Genomic DNA, 17,919 nt, shown 5'->3' with positions numbered 1-17,919 from the left:
CTCAGGAAGGGACACGAGGGTGTGCGGAGGGCGTCGGGGGGTCGGGCTGGGTGCCCAGCCCGACCCCCCGAACGCGCGGACTACTTGCCGAAGCCCGAGCCTCCGCCGCGGTTGTCGCTTCCGCTACCGCCGCTGTTGGAGTTGTTGTTGCCTCCGCCGCCGAAGCCGCCGAAGAAGAAGAACCCGCCACCTCCGCCGCTGCGGCCGTTGGAGCAGTCGTCGGTCGGGGAGGGGCTGGGCGTGGGTCCGGACGCCGTGTTCGAGGTCCCGGTGCTGGTCGAGCTGGTGGAGCTCGTCGTGCTCGCGCTGGGGTCGTCCTTCGGCTCGCAGTCGGCGTTGTTGCCGCCGCTGGAACAGGCAGAGAGGAGGATCAGCAGGGCGGTCGCCCCGCCGATCGCGGCGAGCTTGTGTCTGGGAGCACGGGCTCCCCTGGTCGTGGTCGTGGCCATGTCGGCCTCCTCTTAGGGGGTCAGGGTTGTGGTCGTCGTCACCAGCTCGTCGCTTTGCGGGTAGGCGTGCCAGGTACGCCAGCGCAGGGACGCCCCGCTGCCGGAGGTCAGGTGCAGCGCGGTGATCGCGAGTGGATCACCGGGAAAGGCGACGAGGAGCCCGCCGGGCGAGTCGGAGGCGACGTCGTGCACCTCCGCCACCCGGCGGGTGAGTTCCGCGCGAGACAACGACTCGACGACCGAGTCGAAGCGGTAGTCGCCCACCCCAGGCAGGGGGTGCTCGGCGTTGCCGGGTAGCCCGCCGGAGGAACCCGGCAGACAGGCGACCGTCTCCACCAGCTCGCCGCCGTCGGAACCGGGGCGCAGGACCACCTGGTGTGAGGCGCCGAGCACCCGTAGCTCGATCTCTCTGCCCGACACCGTGACGGTGCGGGTGGCGAGGGGTTCGACCAACGGGTGGTTCAGGGTCCAGACCAGGTCGTCGGCCTTGGTGTCGACGAAGGCGGCGCTGATGCTCGCGCGCATGTGGGTGTCAGCTCCCGGGGAAGATCGTGAAGGTACCGGGGGCGACCTTGGTTCCGGTGCTGACTTCCCAGCTGCCGTGATCGAACCGCTCGAAGGCGAGCAGCTGGCCGTCCTCGGACTCGTAGTCGGCGTAGTCCATGCCACCCTCGGCCTTGAGGCCGGTGGTGCCCTCGGAGCGGTAGGAGCCGGAGCCCTTCTCCTCAAGCTTGTAGGTGACGCCCTCAAGCTCGATGGACTTGCCCTGGGGGACCATGGTCAGGTCCGGGCGGCCGGTCCACAGGGCCAGTTCGACGTCCGGGTCCTCCTCGACCGAGAGCCAGCGCTTGCCGCCCTCGACCTCCAGGAAGTGCTCGGACCAGACGTAACCGCCCTCGGAGAGGCGGAGGGTGCCGCGAATCCAGGTCCGCTCGTTGCCCCAGTCGATCATGTCGCCCGCCTTGATGTTGCGCGGGTCACCGGCGGTGTCGGTGGTGGCGGAGGCGGCGAAGGGGTCCTGGGGAGGCGGGGGCGGTGTGTCCTTCTTCTGGGCCTGCGAGCGCTGCTTGTATATCAGGACCGCGATCACGATCCCGGCGATGAGAATCAGTAGCAGGAGGAGTTCGATCACCAGTGTTCCTCGATTCGCGGTGAAGCACGTCTTGGGGGTTCTCCCGGGGCCGGGCGGTCCCGTGCGATGTGACGCCGGTGCGGGAGGTGTGGTTCCGCTCCTGGCCGGATCGGGTCAGGGAAAGAGGGCGCTGGGGGGAACTCGTCTCGGGTGTCAGCAGTGCGCAGGACCAGCACGTTCCGGATTTTTCGGACCGTTGCCCTCCCAGCCTAGGTGGTTTTCGGCCCGTCTGGGGGCCCTGTACGCAGCGTGCCGGGAACGCCACGGGGCCCGCGCGGAAGGCGCGGGCCCCGTGGTGGTCGGTCTTGGTCCTGTCGTCAGGACCGTGGGTCCCCGGTCTCCAGGGGGAGGGAGTCGTCCCCGCCCCAGCGGCTCCACGAACCCGGGTAGAGGCGGGTCTGGCCGAACCCGGCGTGCTCCAGGGCCAGGAGGTCGTGGCAGGCGGTCACCCCGGAACCGCAGTAGGCCGTGACCGTGCGGGCGGAGTCCGCGCCGAGAGCGGCGAAACGCTCGCGCAGGACCTCGGGGGCGGCGAGGAGGCCGTCCGGGGCCAGGTTGGCGGGCCACTCGGCGCTGCGGGCACCGGGGATGTGACCGGCGCGGGCGTCCACCGGAGCGGGGGCCTCACCGGTGTAGCGGCCGTGCACGCGGGCGTCCAGGAGCAGCTGGTCGGGGTCGGCCAGCTCCTTCTGGAGGGCTTCGGTGCCGACGATGCGGTCGGCGGGCCAGGGGAGGGCGGTCCGGTGCGCCGGCTCGGTGCTCACCTCGCCCTTCTCCAGGTCGCCGGTCCAGGTCTGGAGGCCGCCGTCGAGGAAGGCGGCGGGGGTGCCCAGCACCCGCAGCATCCACACCAGGCGCGCGGCCACGGAGCCGTTCGCGTCGTCGTAGACGACCACGGAGGAGCGGTCGCCGATCCCGAGGCGGCCCAGGGTGCGGGCGAAGTCGGCGGCGGCCGGAAGGGGGTGGCGGCCACCCTCGTCACTGGACGGCGCGGCGAGGTCGGTGTCCACGTCGGCGTGCACGGCCCCGGGAATGTGGCCGTTCAGGTGGGCCTCGCGGCCGGAGCGGCCGTCGAGGTACCAGCGGGAGTCGACGAGGACCACCTCGTCGCGGTGGTCACGGAGCCAGGCGGCGGAAACGGCCACCGGCAGGGACAGCGTCTGATCGGACATGGCGACAGCCTAGTGGGGGCATCTGTCGGAGAGTCGCCGCGCCCCGACGCACGGTGGTGGTCAGGAGCCGGACGGAGAGGGGCCCGAGGAGGGGCGGAAGGCCGCGTAGGCCAGCCCGGTCAGGAGCGGGACGGAGAACCACAGCTGGTACCAGAACACCGAGCCGAGGTCGGACCACGGCATGGTGGCCACGGAGGCGGCGCCCACCAGGCCGATCGCGAACGTCACCGCGCTCCGGGGCAGGTACGGGGCGGAGGGCAGGCCGTCGAGGAACAGCCGGGCCGCCAGGAGGACGGCGCCGAGGAACCACAGGGAGAGGAAGATCTGGTGCCGGGCGGGATCGGGGACCGCGTCGCCCCAGGCCGAGAGGGTCAGGACCAGGCCGATGGCGAGGACGGTCGGGCCGCCCACCGCCGCAGGGGTGAGGTGCGTCCGACTGAGGGTGCGCGTTCGGGTGTGTGCCTCCATAGGCATCATCCATGCCCCGAGGGTGCCGGTCCATGCCTGGGCGGGCGCGTCGGCTTCGCCACAGGTCGGGCTGGTTTGAGTGGCTACGCGTCCCGGTCCATGCGGTGGACGTGCAGGATCCACCACAGACCCAGCGCCGGCAGGACCAGCGGGATGAACAGGTACCCGCTGCCGAAGTGCGACCACACCGTGTCGTCCGGGAACGCACCGGCGGCGAACACGCTGAGCGCGCCCACCACGAGGACCCCGATCATCTCCACGGACACCGACACCAGCGCGACCATGCGCGAGGTGCGTCCGGCTCGGGCCAGGCCCACCGCCGCGACCAGGTAGATCACCCCGGCGAGCACGGAGAGCCCGTACGCCAGCGGGGCCTCGTCGAACCGGGTGGCCAGCTGGTAGGAGCCGCGCGCGGTCGCCGCGAGCGCGAACACGGCGTACACCGCGACCAGCAGTCGGCCGGGGCCGGTGCGCAGGGTGCGGTCGACGGATGCCTCAGACAACGGGACTCCACATCTGCTCGACCCGGACCATGAGCACGGGGAGGATCAGGCAGGCGAAGGCGATCACGGCCGGACCCCACTTGCTGCGCTCCATGAACCCCCACACGGCGCAGGCGGGCGGCAACAGCGCGACGGTCGCAAGGTAGGAGACGAGCATGACCGTCTCACCGGGGCGCTCGCCGCCGACCATCGCCACGGTGATCGCGCCGACCTGCCCGAGCACGAGCAGCCACAGCACGCCCATGCCCACCAGGTGGGGGACGAGCATCGGCTGGTCGCGGAAGGTGGAGACGAGACACCACACGGCCATCGCCAACGACACCATCTGAATGGTCATGGTCAGCCAGTCGACCACGCCGCCTCCGCTCCGCACGTCCGCCCATGTCAGCGGACCACAACAAACTACGACGCATCGTAGTCGTTGGCGGGCACCACCGCGTACCCGGCCCCGTCCCGGGGCCGGGTCCCCCGGTTCAGCGCTTCCAGTAGAAGACGTCGGCGGTCGCGGACGTGATCTGGGCCTCGACCTTGCCGTACTGGGCCACCCGCACGCGTACCCGGCGCCCCTCGCCCAGGTTGCCCTTCCACGAGTAGGTGAAGTGGGCCCGGCCGCCCACGTGCACGGGGCTGTCGATCGGCCGGTTGCGCGCCACCTTCCAGCCGCCGTTCCCGTTCGGCTCGTACTCGGTGAGCCGGATCTGTGCCTCGGCACCGGAGTCGAGTCCCTCCAGGGTCACCCCGACGGAGATGTCGTAGTAGGCGCCCTTGGTCTCCTCGACCCCCACGAGGGCGTAGAACTCGCCGGTCTCGCCGTCGTGCCGCTTGTCGAAGGCCAGGCTCGCCCAGCTGCCGGGCTCCAGCTTCTGGGTCTTCTCCTTCTCGAACCTGCGGTGAGAGGGCATGTCGTCGTCTCCTTCAGTGTTTCCGGGAGCTTTGGCGAAGGTGCCGTCCTTGACCAGCGCGTAGGCCTTGTCGCCGGGGCAGGACGTGGAGATGAAGTCGCGGTGGCCGAGCACCTTGCCGGAGATGGAGGTGTCGGGTTCCATGAGCCACTGCCGCAGCTGGCGGACCGCGTTGATCTGTTCGGGGGTGATGGGGTCGGAGGGGCCGGTGGCCAGGGTGCAGGAGTAGTGGGAGGAGTTCCCGCCCGGCTGCGCGGCCTGGGTCCGGTACAGTCCGCGCCCTTCGAGCACGTACCCGTGGGGACAGGCCATGAACGAGTTCCCGGTGAAGTACACCGTGCCCCGTCGACGGGCCAGCCAGGTGCCGTTCGGGGTGGTCGGACACCACACGTGCCCGCCGTGGGTCTCCTCGCTGATGGTGAAGGCCCCTCGACGGGACGCGGCGGCCTTCGGGGAGAAGTGGGTCTGGCGACGCAGTTCCACCTTCCACATGGCGTGGTCCGTCGCGTCGGTGGGCGGCCTGCGGGTCAGCGAGGTGGCATGCCCGGCCAGGATGGCCGCGAACTGGAACGCTTCCGCCCCGTCCCTGTTCTTCTGGCTGAGTGCCCGTGAGCCGTTGGTCCTGTTGTTGTGCCCGTCCGCCAGAAGTGAGACCTCGATGAAGCGTTCGAGCTGCGTTCCGGTGAGGGAGGACAGGAACGCGTGGGTGGGAACCCGGTTCGGAGCCAGCTCCAGCAGGACCCGTTCCGCGTCCGCGGACAGGTGGAACTCCACCAGGCCCCGGTTGAGGGCCTCACGCCAGCGGGGAACTCCGTCCGAGGCCGAGCCGGTGCGGGGGAACCGCTCGCACGGGGGGCCGAAGAGGTCGAGGAGGGCGGCCCTGATCCTGGCGACGTTGTCCGGGTCGCGCTCGGCTGACTGGTGGACGGCCACACCGGAGCTGGGTTCGCGGCTCCGGCTCTGCGGCTTGACGTGGCCCTCGGTCCAGAACCAACCGATCAGCTCGACGAGGGAGTCCTCCCACTTGGGTTCGGCGGGCAGGCTCTCGCAGGGCGCCGACAGGGGGATGCGGTCCCAGTGGGTCAGTGACTCCGTGGTCGCCCACACCCGCTCACGGCCCTGGTCCCCGCGCTCCGCGCGACCGGTCGCGGCCCACCGTCCGTCAGCCGACTTCTGGCGTTCCGTACCCGTTGAGCGGTGGAACCGCTCAACGGGCCAGCGGTGCTGGGGGGTGGTCAGGGAGGAGTGTGAACGCCCCTCCATGCGGATGAGTGTGCGCTCGGTGGCCGGGAAGACGTTGACGGCCTGGACCGGCTGCCAGCGGGAGGTGCCGGTCTCGTGGTCGAGGGTGAGGACCGCGTCGCCCGTGCGGAGGTCGCGGAAGGACCGCCAGCCGTCCTCGGTGAGGATCTGCGTCTCCTCGTCGGCGCAGTACCCGATGTCCGCCCAACCCCGGGAGGGACCGGTGTGGAAGTTGCGGGTGTTGCGCCAGTAGGTGACGCAGGAGGAGTGGTTCTTGTCAGCGAGGTTCTGGTCGCTGCTGTCGTAGTGGATGACGAGACCGGAGCGGGGGTTGGACCGTTCGGCGGGGGAGGCACCCCAGCCCAGATCGGACCTGGACACATATTTGCTTGGTCGAGGCATGCACCCATTGTCCCCTGCGAGGACTTCTCTACGTGTCGATTCCGTGACAACGGGCTATATGTGTAGAAAGTGATTTCTGAGCAACAAGTCCCTTTCGTGGCCCAAGTGGCTAGAGGGGCCAGAGGAAGACGACGGCCTCGGCGGAGACCAGGTGCGCGTCGGCCTCCCCGAACTGCGCGGCCCACATCTCGACGCGGTGGCCCGGCTCCAACCGGTCCTTCCAGGCGTAGGTGAAACCCCCGTGCCCCACTGCGTGGGTGGTGACCTCCACCGGCAGCTCCCGCCCGAGGGAGCCGTCCGGCGCGAACTCGACCGCGCGCAACTGGACCTCCCGGCCCGGGGTGATGTTGGTGAGCGTGACCCCCACGGCGAGGTCGTACAGCGCGCCAGAGGGCTCGGTGGATCCCACCAGCTCCGCCGGATCGGTCGGCGGTTGGCCGTCGCGCAGGTCGAAGCCGATCCGGTGCCACTCCCGTGGCTTCAACGGCTGGCCGGTGGACTTGGTGAAGCGGCGGTAGCCGGGTGCCATGGGTGCTTCCTCCCGTGGGAATCGGGTGGCTCCTGCCCCTGCCACCTGCGGTCACATCAAAAAGTAGTCCAGTATCACTCTCGGTGTCCGCACTGCTCCGGGCGCGTCCCCGTCCGAGATCGTCGCCCCGCCCGGTGCCCGTGGCGCGGCGCGGACACGCTCCCTTCGGTCCGGGACGGAGTGCTCCGGGAGGGGCGCCCCGTGTGCCGTGCGCGCTCGTTCGAAGTAGGTGCGCGTCCCCGCGGGGTGCCCAAGGGTGGCGGTGGCTCCAGGCGCGGCGGTGGCTGGTACGTGTGCCGAGGCGGAGCGTCCTCAAGGATCGTGTCGGGGCAGGGGGTATCCGGGGTGCGTCTGGGGCCTCTGTGCGTGGTGGTGCGCATGTTCCCTCTGGAGGTGCGGAGGGGGCTGGGGTGGCGATGTGCGTCGGGGTGCGAGGGAGAGCTGGTGTCTCGGGGCTGGTGTGGTTCGTGTGGCTGCTGAGGTGGAGCGTCCTCAGGGGGAGGTGCCCGGGGTGTGCTGCGCTTGTGTGCGTGGTGGTGCGCACGTGCCCTCTGGAGGTGCGGAGGGGTGCCGAGCGGCGATGTGCGTCGGGGCGGCGGTGCCTTTGGGGCTGGTGAGGCTCGTGTATCTGCTGAGGTGGAGCGTCCTCAGCGGGTCGCGTCGGGGGAGGGGTACCGGGGTGCGTCTGGGGCCTCTCTGCGTGGTGGTGCGCATGTTCCTTCTTGGGGTGCGGAAGGGGGGCTGGGGTGGCGATGTGCGTCGGGGTGCGAGGGAGCGCTGGTGTCTCGGGGCTGGTGTGGTTCGTGTGCCTGCTGAGGTGGAGCGTCCTCAGGGGGGGAGGTGCCTGGGGTGTGCTGGGCTTGTGTGCGTGGTGGTGCGCACGTGCCCTCTTGAGGTGCGAAGGGGTGCCGAGCGGCGATGTGCCTGGATGCGTGGTCGTGCCGTTGGGGCTCGCAGCTCGTGTGCGTGCTGGGGCGGGTGTTACCAGCGGGGCGCGCTGGGTGGCAGGCGAGGGGGGCGATGCCTCCTGTGTGGTGGTGCGCATGTTCCTTCTTGGGGTGCGGAAGGGGGCTGGGGTGGCGATGTGCGTCGGGGCGCGGGGGAACGCCGCTGGCTTCGGGATTGGTGTGGCTCGTGTGCGTGGCGGTGTGGGTGCGTTCCGGGGCGTGCGCCACGATGGAGGCACCGCCCCTCGAAAGGTGTGACCCATGCGCTCCGCCCACGTCGTCAGCGTCGTCCGGGAGGCCGAGCAGGCGCTCATGGCCCGACTGCCCGAAGGCGCGCTGATGCGCCGGGCCGCCATGGGCCTGGCCGTCCACTGCGCCCGCATGCTCCCCCGCGTCCACGGCGCCCGCGTGACGCTGCTGGTCGGCGGCGGCGACAACGGGGGCGACGCCCTCTTCGCGGGAGCGAGCCTGGCGTCGCGCGGCGCGTTCGTGCGGGCGGTCCTGGCGGGCAGGCGGGTCCACCCCGAGGGGATGGCCGCGCTGCTGGCGGCGGGCGGTCGGGTCATCGACAACGGCCCGGCCGTGGCCTCCGGGGCGCCTGAGGCCACAAGGAATTTCGGGGCTGGTGGGGAGGGTGGTGCACCTCGCGCGCTGATCACCGCCGAGGCGGAGTCCGCGCTCCTGGACACCGACCTCGTCGTGGACGGCCTGGTCGGGATCGGCGGGCACGGCGGACTCCGTGAACCCTATGCCTCGCTCGCCGTCCTGGCCTCGGACTCGTCCGCACCCGTCGTCGCGGTGGACCTGCCGAGCGGGGTGGACGCCGACACCGGCGAGGTCGCCGGGGAGGCGGTGCGCGCGGACGCCACGGTCACCTTCGGCACGTACAAACCGGGGCTGTTCGTCGACCCGGGAGCGGTGCGGGCCGGGAGGGTCAGCCTCGTGGACATCGGGCTGGAACCGGAGCTGCCCGAGGCCGGTCTCGTCCGTCCACAGGCTGTGGACATCGCCCGACTCCTGCCCGTCCCCGCCGCCGAGGACGACAAGTACCGCCGGGGCGTGCTCGCCGTCCGGGCCGGTTCCGACCAGTACCGGGGCGCCGCCGTCCTGTGTGTCGGCGGCGCGCTCCGCACCGGGGTGGGCATGGTCCGCTACGGCGGCGGCGAGGACGTCCTCTCCCAGGTGATCGCGCGGTGGCCCGAGGTCGTGGGCCTGCACATGGACCCGAGGAGCAGCACCGACCTCGGTCCGGGGCGGGTCTCGGCGGTGGTGGTCGGGCCCGGTCGCGGCACCCACCCGGCCAACGCGGACGAGCTGCGCGCCCTTCTGGAGAGCGACGTCCCGGTGCTGCTGGACGCCGACGCGCTCACCCTGGTGGCGAGCAGCGTCCCCCTCACCGAACTGGTGCACCGGAGGGGCGCGCCCACGCTGCTCACCCCGCACGCGGGGGAGCTGTCCCGGCTGCTGCCGGACACCGACCGCGCCGAGATCGAGGCGCACCGGCTGGCGCAGGTCACCCGCGCCGCGAAGCTGTACCGGTCGACGGTCCTGCTCAAGGGGTCCACGACGGTGATCGCCCACCCGGGGGAGCGGACCGTGGTCAACCCCACGGGCACCCCGCTGCTGGCCACCGCGGGCTCGGGTGACGTGCTGTCGGGCGTGGCCGGGGCGCTGCTGGCCTCGGGCCTGTCCGGGCAGGACGCCGCGATGTGCGCCGCCTACCTGCACGGGCGGGCGGCGGTCCTGGCCCGTGAGGGCGCGCCGATCAGCGCCTCGGACCTGTTGGACGCGCTGCCCCTCGCGGTCGCGGAGGTCAGGACCGGGCGGCCTCCAGGCCGAGCCTGACGATGTCGGTGATGAAGTAGTCGCCGGGGTCGCGGGCGTCGCGCAACAGGTGCAGCTTCGAGTCGTCGACCCACATGTACTCGGTGTGCTTGTCGGCCTCCAGCACGGGGGCGGACAGGTCGCCGTCCACCCGGACCAGGTAGTCCACCTCGCGGCGGGTCACCCCGTCGCCCGGGTCCCAGTCCAGCCGGTACAGCTCCGCGACCACGGCCGACAGGGTCCAGCCGGTCTCCTCGCGGATCTCGCGGGCCAGCGCCTGGAGCATGGTCTCGCCGTCCTCCACGTGCCCGCCGACGATGTCCCAGCAGTGCGGGAACACCTTGCGGGTGGCCGACCTGCGCTGGGCGAAGGCGTGGCCGCGTTCGTCGACGACCACGGCTCCGGCGACCCAGCGCTCCCCGTCGGCGGTGTCGGGGAAGACGATCCCCTCGCTGATCTCCACGTTCACGGTGCTCTCCTTCACGGGTTGCTCTTGTCGGGGGTCCCGCGGCGGGGCAGGCGCAGTGTGAGCAGCTTGGCGCGTGGCGCGAGCCTCCCGGCCAGGTCGAACACGCCCTCGGTGCGGCTGCGGTCCTCGTCGAGCACGGAGAACAGGTTCACGCCCAGGTAGAAGGTGATCGCCGCGTACGCGACCTCCTGCGCGGGCAGCAGCCGTCCCAGGGGCGACCCCCCGAGCACACGATCCCACTCGTCGGCGATGAAGTCGATCCACGGCTGGGAGCGCTCGTTGATCTCCGCGCGCAGCTCGGGCTTGGTGACCGCCGCCGCGACCAGCTCGGAGAACTCAGCGATGTGGCCGCGCTCCAGGTCGGTCCGGTAGATGCGGGTGGCCACCTCCACGAGCTCCTCCAGGGTGCGGGCCTGCGCGGCGAGCTCCCGGTAGAGGGTCATGCGCTCGGCGCTGGAGCGGTCGAGCGCCGCGAGCAGCAGCTGGTCGACGCCGCCGAAGTGGTAGAAGACCAGCGCCGAGTTGGCCTCCGCGCGGGTGGCGATGGCCCGGGCCGAGGCCCCGGCGTACCCCTCCTCGCGCAGTACCTCGCTGGCCGCCGTGATCAGGCGCTCCCTGGTCTCGGCGCTGTTCTTGCGGCTCCCGCCGCCGGTCCTGGCCATGGTCCTCCCTCGGGTCGGGATTCATCATACGGTTTAATCGAGTGATTAAACCGTGTGCTTTAATCATGTCGTCAAGTCAGCGACAGCCGAGGAGCCCCCACCGTGACGCAGCCATCCCTCGAACCGGACCGTCCCTCGCCCCGGGCCAGACCCACGGCGGCCCGGTGGATCCTCGCCGGGATCGTCCTCGCGGCCTTCACCGCCCTGCTCGCCGTCCGGGTGACCAGGTTCGGCGGCCTGGACCAGACCGCCCTGTTCTACGTCGGGCTGCCCGCCCTGCTGGCCCTGTTCGTGGTCCTCTGCGTCCGGGCGCGCGGCGCCGTCCGCGTCGCCATGGCCGTCACCACGGTCTGCCTGCTGGTGGCCGGACCGATGCTCGGGGAGGGCATGGTCTGCCTGCTCATCTCGGCCCCGCTGATCTACGGCGTGGTCGCCCTGGTCGCCTGGGTGGTCGACGCGCTCCGGCGGCCCAGGCGGAGCCACCCCCACGCCCTGCTGGCCGTCCCGCTCCTGTTCGCCCTGGCCCTGGAGGGGGTCGCCGGGTTCTCCCTGCTTCCGAGGGAGGACGCCGGAACGGGGTCGGTCCTGGTCACCGCGGACTCCGCCGACGTGGCCGACGCTCTCGCGGCGCCGCCCGCGTACGCCGCCCCGGACGCCTTCCTGCTGAGCGCCGTCCCCTTCCCCGAGCCGGTCGAGGCCGTCGGCTCCGGGCTGGAGGAGGGCGACACCCGGGTCGTCCACTTCACCCCGCGCCGGACCCTGGCCCTCGGCGCCGAGCCCACCCCGCGCCACCTGCGGCTGGAGGTCGTGGAGAGCGAGGTGCGCGCCGACGGCGGCCGGGTGGTCTTCGCCGTCACCGAGGACACCGCCTTCGCCAACTGGATGGAGATGGAACGAGCGGTGGCCACCTGGCGGGGCGAACCCGACGGGACGCGGCTGACCTGGGAGATCGAGTACACCCGCACCTACGACCCCTCCTGGTACTTCGGTCCGGTGCAGTCCCACGTCACGGACCTGGCCGCCGACTACCTCGCGCGGACCTTCCAGGCGGAGGCCCGGGCGCTCGCGGGAGGTGGGTCCCGATGACGCCCGAACTCCCCGCCCTGGCGGTCCGGGGTACGGGCCTCCTCCTGCCGGTGCTCGCGGTCGCGGCGCTGTGCCTGTGGCGGGCCCCCGGGCAGCGGGAGATCGCGGCGATGGTCGTCGCCTCCGGCTGGGCCCTGCTCACCCTGCTGCCGCTGAACCTGGTCGCGCAGCGGACGGGCTGGTGGTCCTTCCACGCCCAGGGCGCGGTGTGGCAGGGCGTTCCGGTGGACCTGCTGCTCGCCTGGGTGCTGCTGTGGGGCGCGCTGCCCGCCCTGATGCTCCGCTTCCTGCCCGTCCCGCTGGTCACCGCCGTGCTCGTGTGGCTGGACCTCATCCTCATGCCGCTGGCCGAACCCGTGGTGGTGCTCGGTCCGCTGTGGCTGCTCGGTGAGTTCCTGGGCGCCGTCCTCTGCCTGATCCCCGCGCTGCTGCTGGCCTTCTGGACCCGGCGCGGCCAGCTGGTCCACGCCCGGATGTGGGCGCAGGCGGTGCTCGCCCTCGGCCTGATGGTGGTCCTGCCGGTGTACGTGCTGGCCACCGCCCCGGTCGGGCCGTCCTGGAGTTGGACTACCTCCCCGGAGGCCCTGACCGCGGGCGCGCAGGTGCTCGCCCTGATCTGCCTGCCCGGCCTGGCGGCGGCACGGGAGTTCGCGACGGTGGGCGGCGGGACCCCGCTGCCCTACGACCCGCCCTCGCGTCTGGTGACCAGCGGCCCCTACGCGTACGTGCGCAACCCGATGCAGCTCACCATCGTGCTCCTCTACCTGGTCCTGGGCCTGCTCCATCCACCGCTGCTGGTGGGCGTCCCCGTCGCCGTGGCCTACGGCGCCGGGTTCGCCTCCTGGCACGAGGGCGGGCAGCTGCGCGCGTCCTTCGGGGCGGACTGGGAGGTCTACCGCGCGGGTGTGCGGGCGTGGCTGCCGCGTTGGCGGCCGTGGGCGGGACGGGCGCGGGGCACCCTGTACGTCGCGGCCGACTGCGGCCCATGCCGGGACGTGGGCGCCTGGCTGGCCGCGCGCGGACCGACCGCCCTGACCCTGCGCCCGGCCGCCGAGCACCCCGAGGTGCTGTACCGGCTCACCTACGAGAACGCGGAGGGGGTGCGGTGGAGCGGTGTCGCCGCCCTGGCGCGGGCCATGGAGCACCTGCACCTGGGCTGGGCGATCACCGGGTGGGCGCTGTCCCTGCCGGTGCTGCGCCACTTCGTGCAGCTGTGCGGCGACGCCTTCGGCGCCGGACCGCGCCCCTCCAGAACCGCCACCGGGCGTTCCGGAGAACCGCCGAAAACGGACACGGTGGCCATGACCCGTCCTTTCACCTGACCACGTCCGGCAACCGAACGATCGCCGCGAACTCACATGTTCCACGGGACCCCCTCGCCGTTATGCTCATGCGGGGCCGCGCCTCCCACAGGGCACGCCCGACCCACGCACCCAGCCCCCCGGCACGAGGATGTCCATGGAAGAACAGGCGATGCTCGCGCGCGACCTCGTGCTGCGCGTCTGTGCCGGCCCCACCGAGTTCTCCCACCAGTGGATCCAGGCCAGGGGCAAGGTCACCACCCCGTTCGTGGTGCCGCGCGACCGCAACCTCATCCGGGGCGTCGTCGAGGCCGGACGGGCCCTGGGCGTCGACCGGCTCCTGGTCTGCCGCACCCGCGCGGAGTACTCCTACGACCCGGTGACCGAGGTCCCCCTCGACACCGACACCCTCATCGACCTCATCCGGGGATGGGGGCCCACCCCGACCGACTTCCTCGTGTGCGTCGAGGACTTCTCGGCCGCCGTCCTGGTCTCCGCCAGCGAACTCACCGTCGCCTCGGGACCCGTGGACTTCGTCCGCGAGATCGTCGGCCCGGACATCCCCCGGGTGCGCGCCGACTTCGCGACCAGGGCCCTGGACGCCAACCGGCCGGACCTGCTCCGCGCCGCGCAGCACTACAACTGCGTCGAACCCGGCGCCCGGCATGCGCGCGCCCCCCGTGCCCCCGGCCCCGACCTGGCCGAACGGCTCGCCCGCGGGGCCGAACGCGCCCGCGAGCGCAGACCGGGAACAGTCCGGTCCCTGCGCGCCCTGCGCGGCACCTGGGGCTGGCTCATGCTCGGCGTCCTGCTGGTCGCCCCCCTCGCGGTCCCGGCCCTGGGCGCGGCCCCGCCCGCCCTGTTCCTCGCCTACCTGCTGCTGTTCCAGCTGGCGCTGCTGGCGCGCTCCCGGACCGTCTCCTTCGCGGCGCTCCTGCGGGTGACCGCGCTCGGCGCCCTCCTGCTCTGGCCGCTGGCCCTGCTGTCCTCACTGATCAGCGGGGCTCTCGGGTGGGACGTCGACGGCGTGCTCAGCCAGACCTACGTGGCGGTCACCGTGGAGGAGGTCGGCAAACTCGTCCCGCTGCTGGTTCTGGTGCTGCTGGCCCGCCGCCGCGTGCGCCGCCTGTCCGCCGTGGACTTCCTGCTGCTCGGAGCGGCCTCCGGCGCCGGGTTCCAGCTTGCCGAACGGCTGTTCGTGGGGATCTCCGCGCCCCTGATGGACCCCGCCACCGGGCTGGTGAGCGGGACCGCGCCCGAACCGTACTCCGGGCACGCCGTCGCCACCGGCCTGATCGGCGCCGCCCTCGGCCTGGCGATCGTCGGTCGCCGGTACGGGGGCTGGCTGTGGCTGCTTCCGGTCCTGGCCACCTCGCTGGTGTTCCTGGACCACCTGGACGTCAACGCCCGGGCGGCCGGGGCCCGCCTCGACGGCTTCTCCACCCTCGTGCACACGCTGTTCGGCGGCGGCGCGCTCACCCCGTGGCTGCTGCTGCTCGCCCTGCTGTTCGCGGTGGCCATGGACTACCGGGTGATCGCCACGGCGGCCGAGACCACGCCCCCGCTGCCCGGCCGGACCCCGCTGCCGGGGCTGCGCCGCTGGGCGCACGGCAGGTCGGTGGCCCTGCGGGTGCGCGTCCCCGCCGACATCGCCCCGCTCTTCCGTCGGATCGCGCTGTCCTGGGTGAACCTGCCGGTCACCCTCGCCACCACGCTCACCACGATCGCGCACGAGCTCGCCACCGCCACCATGGCCGCCAAACAGGGCCCGGGAGCCCTGGCCGACGCGCTGCGGTTCCTCCGCTGGCGACGGGCCAACGCCATGGGCGAGGCCCGATCACGGGGCCGGAGCTGGCGCCGCTATCCCTCCCAGGAGGAGCTGGCCGACAACGCCCGCGACCTGGCCCGCCGGATCGGCCTGGCCGGGACCGGGGGCATCGTGGTGGCCGTCGCCGCGCTGCTCGTCCTCGGGGCCGGGGCGGTGCCGGAAACCGCGCCAGAGGGGACCCCCGGCTACGCGGTGCGGGCGGTGGAGCTGTTCCTCGGCTGGGTCACGGCGGCCGACACCGCCACCCTGGTGTGGACCTCCCTCACCGGACTGGCCGTGCTCACCCTGCTCACCACGGGCAACGCCGTGCCACGCGCCCACCCGCGCATGGGTGAGTTCCTGCGCGCCCCCACCGCCAACACCGGAGCGATCCTGGGCATGCTCGCCCCCGGCCAGGTCGGCTACGCGTTCCTGGGGCTGGTCGGGCTCATCCTGCCCGCCGGGGTGAACCGCCTGATCCGCCGCTGACCGACCCGGTCAGCCCTCGAACGGCTCCACACCCACCGGGGGGTCGAACGCGCGGACCCTCGGCGGGGTGCCCGCGTACGGCTCCACCCGCACCCGCACCAACTGGCCGGTGCAGCCCTGGGACAGGGACGAGGTGCCCACGTCCTCGGTGAGGGCGTTCGGGTTGCCGTGCACGCAGGTGACGTCGGCGCCCGACGGGTCGTACCAGGCACCGGTCGAGAGCTGGACCACCCCCGGCCGCAGGGCGTCGCTCACCACGAGCCCGGCGAGGCACGACCCCCGCGCGGCGGACACCCGCACCACGTCGCCGTCGCGGACCCCGGCCCGCTCGGCGTCGTCGGGGTGCATGCGCAGCGGGTCGCGGCCGTGGACCTTCCGGGACGCGCTGTACCCGCCCATGTCCTGCTGGCTGTGCAGACGGGTGGCGGGCTGGTTGGCGACCAGCACCAGCGGCCGTTCGTCACCGCCGACGGCACGGTGTCGTCCGCCCGGCCCGTCCTCCGAGCCGTCCTGCCCGGTCACCGCGGGACCGGGCAGCCAGACCGGGAGCCCGGGGCAGTCCTCGTAGCCGAAGGACGCGATGGTCTCCGAGTACAGCTCGATCCGCCCGCTCGGGGTCCGCAACGCGTTGCCCTCGGGATCCGCACGGAACTCGCCCAGGTGGGTCTCGTCCTGGACCCGGGCGGGCATGTCGATCCGGCCCCGCTCCCAGAACTCGTCGAAGCCGGGGACCTCCAGGTCGCGGCGGGCCAGCAGCGCCCGCCACCGCTCGTAGACCACCCGCGTCCACTCGCCGCTGGTCCGGCCCTCGGTGAACTCCTCCCGCACGCCCAGGCGTTCGGCCAGGTCGGCGTAGGTGTCGTACTCGTCGCGCGCCTGCCCGTGCGGCGGGACCACGCGGGGCATCGCACGCAGCGCCAGGTCGCCCTGGCTGGCCGCCATGTCGTTCCGCTCCAGCACGGTGGTCGAGGGGATCACGATGTCGGCGTGCCGCGCGGTGGCCGTCCAGTGCGTCTCGTGCACCACCACGGTCTCCGGACGGCCGAAGGCCGTGGTCAGCCGGGCCAGGTCCTGGTGGTGGTGGAAGGGGTTGCCGCCCGCCCAGTACACGAGTCTGATGTCCGGGAAGACACGGCTCTCGCCGTTGAAGTCGTAGGTCTGCCCTGGACGCAGCAGCATGTCGGAGACCAGCGCGACCGGGATGGACGAGCGCACCGCGTTGTTCCCCTGCGGCATGCGCGGCAGCCCCAGCGGGGTGGCCCCGCCCCCGTAGTTGCCCATGGAGCCGTACCCGGACGCGAACCCCGCCCCGGGCAGCCCCACCTGGCCCAGGGCACAGGCCAGCGCGAACCCCGCCCACAGCGGCTGCTCGCCGTACCGCGCCCGCTGGAGCGACCAGCCCACGTTCACCAGGGTGCGCTTCTCGGCCATCCGCCGGGCCAGGGCGCGCAGGTCGGCGGCGGGCACCCCGCTCACCCGCTCGGCCCACTCGGGGGAGCGCTCCACCCCGCCCGGGTTCCCGTGCTCGTCCCGCTCACCCAGGACGTAGGCGCGCAGCCGGTCGGCGCCCACCGTGTGGCGGTCCAGGAAGGCGGTGTCGGCCAGCCCCTCGCGGAACAGCACGTGCATGAGGGCCAGCATCACGGCGGTGTCCGTCCCCGGGCGCAGCGAGACCCACGCCGACTTCACCCCGGCGTCGGTGTCGTCGCGCAACGGGGACACCGACACGAACTCCACCCCGGCGTCCGAGGCCGCCCGCATCGCCGCCCCGGCGGTCTGGGCGGCCCGACCGCCCGAGGTCGTCCACGTGTTGGAGACCCGCAGCCCGCCGAAGCTCACCAGCAGCTCGGTGTGCTCCCGGATGCGTTCCCAGGACGGCACCCGGCTGAACAGGCGGTTGGCGTCCCTCGTGCCGATCAGATGGGGGAACAGCACCTCCAGGGCGGCGTGGCTGTAGGTGTTCACCGACCGCGTGTACCCGCCGACGGTGTTCAGGAACCGGTGCAGCTGGCTCTGCGCGTGGTGGACGCGGCCCGCGCTGCCCCAGCCGTAGGAACCCCCGTAGATCGCCTCGTTGCCGTGCTCCGTGCGCACCCGGTCCAGCTCCTTGGCGAGCAGGTCCAGCACGGTGGACCACTCCACCTCCACGTAGGCGTCCTCCGGGTCGCCCCGGCGCGGATCCGGGCCGGGGCCGTGTTCCAGCCACCGGCGGCGCACCGCCGGGCGGGCCACCCGGGTGCGGTGGTGCTGGGCGGCGGGGGTGTTGCCGATGACGGGAGACGCCTCCGGGTCCTCCGGGTTGGCGCGTACCCCGACCACCCGGTCGTCGTGGACCTCGACCTGGTAGCTGCCCCAGTGGGCGCTGGTCGGGCGAAGCGTCGCGGACATGTGCACTCCCGTGTTCCCCTGCGTGGCCACGGACGGCGGTACGGACCCCCGTCCCGGCTCACACTCTACGCAGCGACGGGGGCGCGCCCTCGTGCGGCGTCCGCGGCCGGTGCGATGATGAGCCGCGCAGCCAACACGAGTGGACAC

The 17,919-nt window shown here is 72.6% G+C and carries 16 protein-coding genes; 4 read left to right on the top strand and 12 right to left on the bottom strand.

Annotated features, from left to right (window positions below):
- Positions 1-80: 80 nt before the first annotated feature.
- From AC0VYL_RS24240 to AC0VYL_RS24200, 9 genes are all read right to left on the bottom strand, one after another.
- Positions 81-449, bottom strand: coding sequence for a hypothetical protein (locus tag AC0VYL_RS24240; protein WP_475456257.1), 369 nt, complete (start codon positions 447-449; stop codon positions 81-83).
- Between the two features lie 12 nt (positions 450-461).
- The gene (locus tag AC0VYL_RS24235; RefSeq protein WP_475456255.1) at positions 462-974 is read right to left on the bottom strand and encodes a DUF2617 family protein; all 513 of its coding nucleotides are present in this window, start codon (positions 972-974) and stop codon (positions 462-464) included.
- Positions 975-981: 7 nt separating this feature from the next.
- A complete protein-coding gene (locus AC0VYL_RS24230) occupies positions 982-1,581 on the bottom strand; it encodes a DUF4178 domain-containing protein (protein ID WP_431872943.1) in 600 nt (199 codons plus the stop codon).
- A 317-nt stretch (positions 1,582-1,898) separates the two neighbouring features.
- Entirely contained in the window at positions 1,899-2,753 is an 855-nt protein-coding gene (locus AC0VYL_RS24225) for a sulfurtransferase (RefSeq protein WP_475456253.1), read from the bottom strand.
- Between the two features lie 60 nt (positions 2,754-2,813).
- A complete protein-coding gene (locus AC0VYL_RS24220) occupies positions 2,814-3,221 on the bottom strand; it encodes a hypothetical protein (RefSeq protein ID WP_475481587.1) in 408 nt (135 codons plus the stop codon).
- Between the two features lie 83 nt (positions 3,222-3,304).
- The gene (locus AC0VYL_RS24215; RefSeq protein ID WP_475456249.1) at positions 3,305-3,724 is read right to left on the bottom strand and encodes a hypothetical protein; all 420 of its coding nucleotides are present in this window, start codon (positions 3,722-3,724) and stop codon (positions 3,305-3,307) included.
- Entirely contained in the window at positions 3,717-4,079 is a 363-nt protein-coding gene (locus AC0VYL_RS24210; protein ID WP_475456247.1) for a cyclin family protein, read from the bottom strand. Before AC0VYL_RS24210 ends, AC0VYL_RS24215 begins: the two co-directional genes overlap by 8 nt.
- A gap of 118 nt (positions 4,080-4,197) precedes the next feature.
- Positions 4,198-6,249, bottom strand: coding sequence for a hypothetical protein (locus AC0VYL_RS24205; protein ID WP_475481586.1), 2,052 nt, complete (start codon positions 6,247-6,249; stop codon positions 4,198-4,200).
- A gap of 130 nt (positions 6,250-6,379) precedes the next feature.
- Positions 6,380-6,799 carry a hypothetical protein gene (locus AC0VYL_RS24200; protein ID WP_475481585.1) on the bottom strand — a complete coding sequence of 140 codons (420 nt, stop codon included), beginning with the start codon at positions 6,797-6,799 and terminating at the stop codon, positions 6,380-6,382.
- Between the two features lie 1,208 nt (positions 6,800-8,007).
- Between AC0VYL_RS24200 and AC0VYL_RS24195 the strand changes: the two genes are divergently transcribed.
- Positions 8,008-9,591: an NAD(P)H-hydrate dehydratase gene (locus AC0VYL_RS24195; protein ID WP_475481584.1), complete on the top strand. Its 1,584-nt coding sequence runs from the start codon at positions 8,008-8,010 to the stop codon at positions 9,589-9,591.
- Here the strand turns inward: AC0VYL_RS24195 and AC0VYL_RS24190 are convergent.
- Together AC0VYL_RS24190 and AC0VYL_RS24185 are read right to left on the bottom strand one after the other, a co-directional pair.
- Positions 9,560-10,054 (bottom strand): NUDIX hydrolase, encoded by a 495-nt coding sequence (locus tag AC0VYL_RS24190; RefSeq protein WP_475481583.1) that lies wholly within the window; start codon positions 10,052-10,054, stop codon positions 9,560-9,562. The two genes, AC0VYL_RS24195 and AC0VYL_RS24190, sit on opposite strands and share 32 nt — an antisense overlap.
- Positions 10,051-10,701 carry a TetR/AcrR family transcriptional regulator gene (locus tag AC0VYL_RS24185; RefSeq protein WP_475481582.1) on the bottom strand — a complete coding sequence of 217 codons (651 nt, stop codon included), beginning with the start codon at positions 10,699-10,701 and terminating at the stop codon, positions 10,051-10,053. Before AC0VYL_RS24185 ends, AC0VYL_RS24190 begins: the two co-directional genes overlap by 4 nt.
- A 102-nt stretch (positions 10,702-10,803) precedes the next feature.
- On the opposite strand from AC0VYL_RS24185, the gene AC0VYL_RS24180 reads away from it, so the two are divergent.
- The 3 genes from AC0VYL_RS24180 to AC0VYL_RS24170 all read left to right on the top strand — a co-directional run bounded on the left by AC0VYL_RS24180 (position 10,804) and on the right by AC0VYL_RS24170 (position 15,384).
- Complete coding sequence (locus AC0VYL_RS24180; protein WP_475481581.1) at positions 10,804-11,787, top strand: hypothetical protein; 984 nt, start codon at positions 10,804-10,806, stop codon at positions 11,785-11,787.
- Positions 11,784-13,109, top strand: coding sequence for a methyltransferase family protein (locus AC0VYL_RS24175; protein WP_475481580.1), 1,326 nt, complete (start codon positions 11,784-11,786; stop codon positions 13,107-13,109). Before AC0VYL_RS24180 ends, AC0VYL_RS24175 begins: the two co-directional genes overlap by 4 nt.
- Positions 13,110-13,245: 136 nt before the next feature.
- Positions 13,246-15,384, top strand: coding sequence for a PrsW family glutamic-type intramembrane protease (locus tag AC0VYL_RS24170; RefSeq protein ID WP_475456231.1), 2,139 nt, complete (start codon positions 13,246-13,248; stop codon positions 15,382-15,384).
- 9 nt (positions 15,385-15,393) lie between these two features.
- Here the strand turns inward: AC0VYL_RS24170 and AC0VYL_RS24165 are convergent, their stop codons facing one another.
- Positions 15,394-17,772, bottom strand: coding sequence for a molybdopterin-dependent oxidoreductase (locus tag AC0VYL_RS24165; RefSeq protein WP_475481579.1), 2,379 nt, complete (start codon positions 17,770-17,772; stop codon positions 15,394-15,396).
- Positions 17,773-17,919: the final 147 nt, after the last annotated feature.

This window comes from Nocardiopsis sp. iso_238 (genome assembly GCF_056173325.1).
The sequence above is the reverse complement of the archived record's forward strand: the minus strand, read 5'-3'. Positions and strand labels throughout refer to the sequence as shown.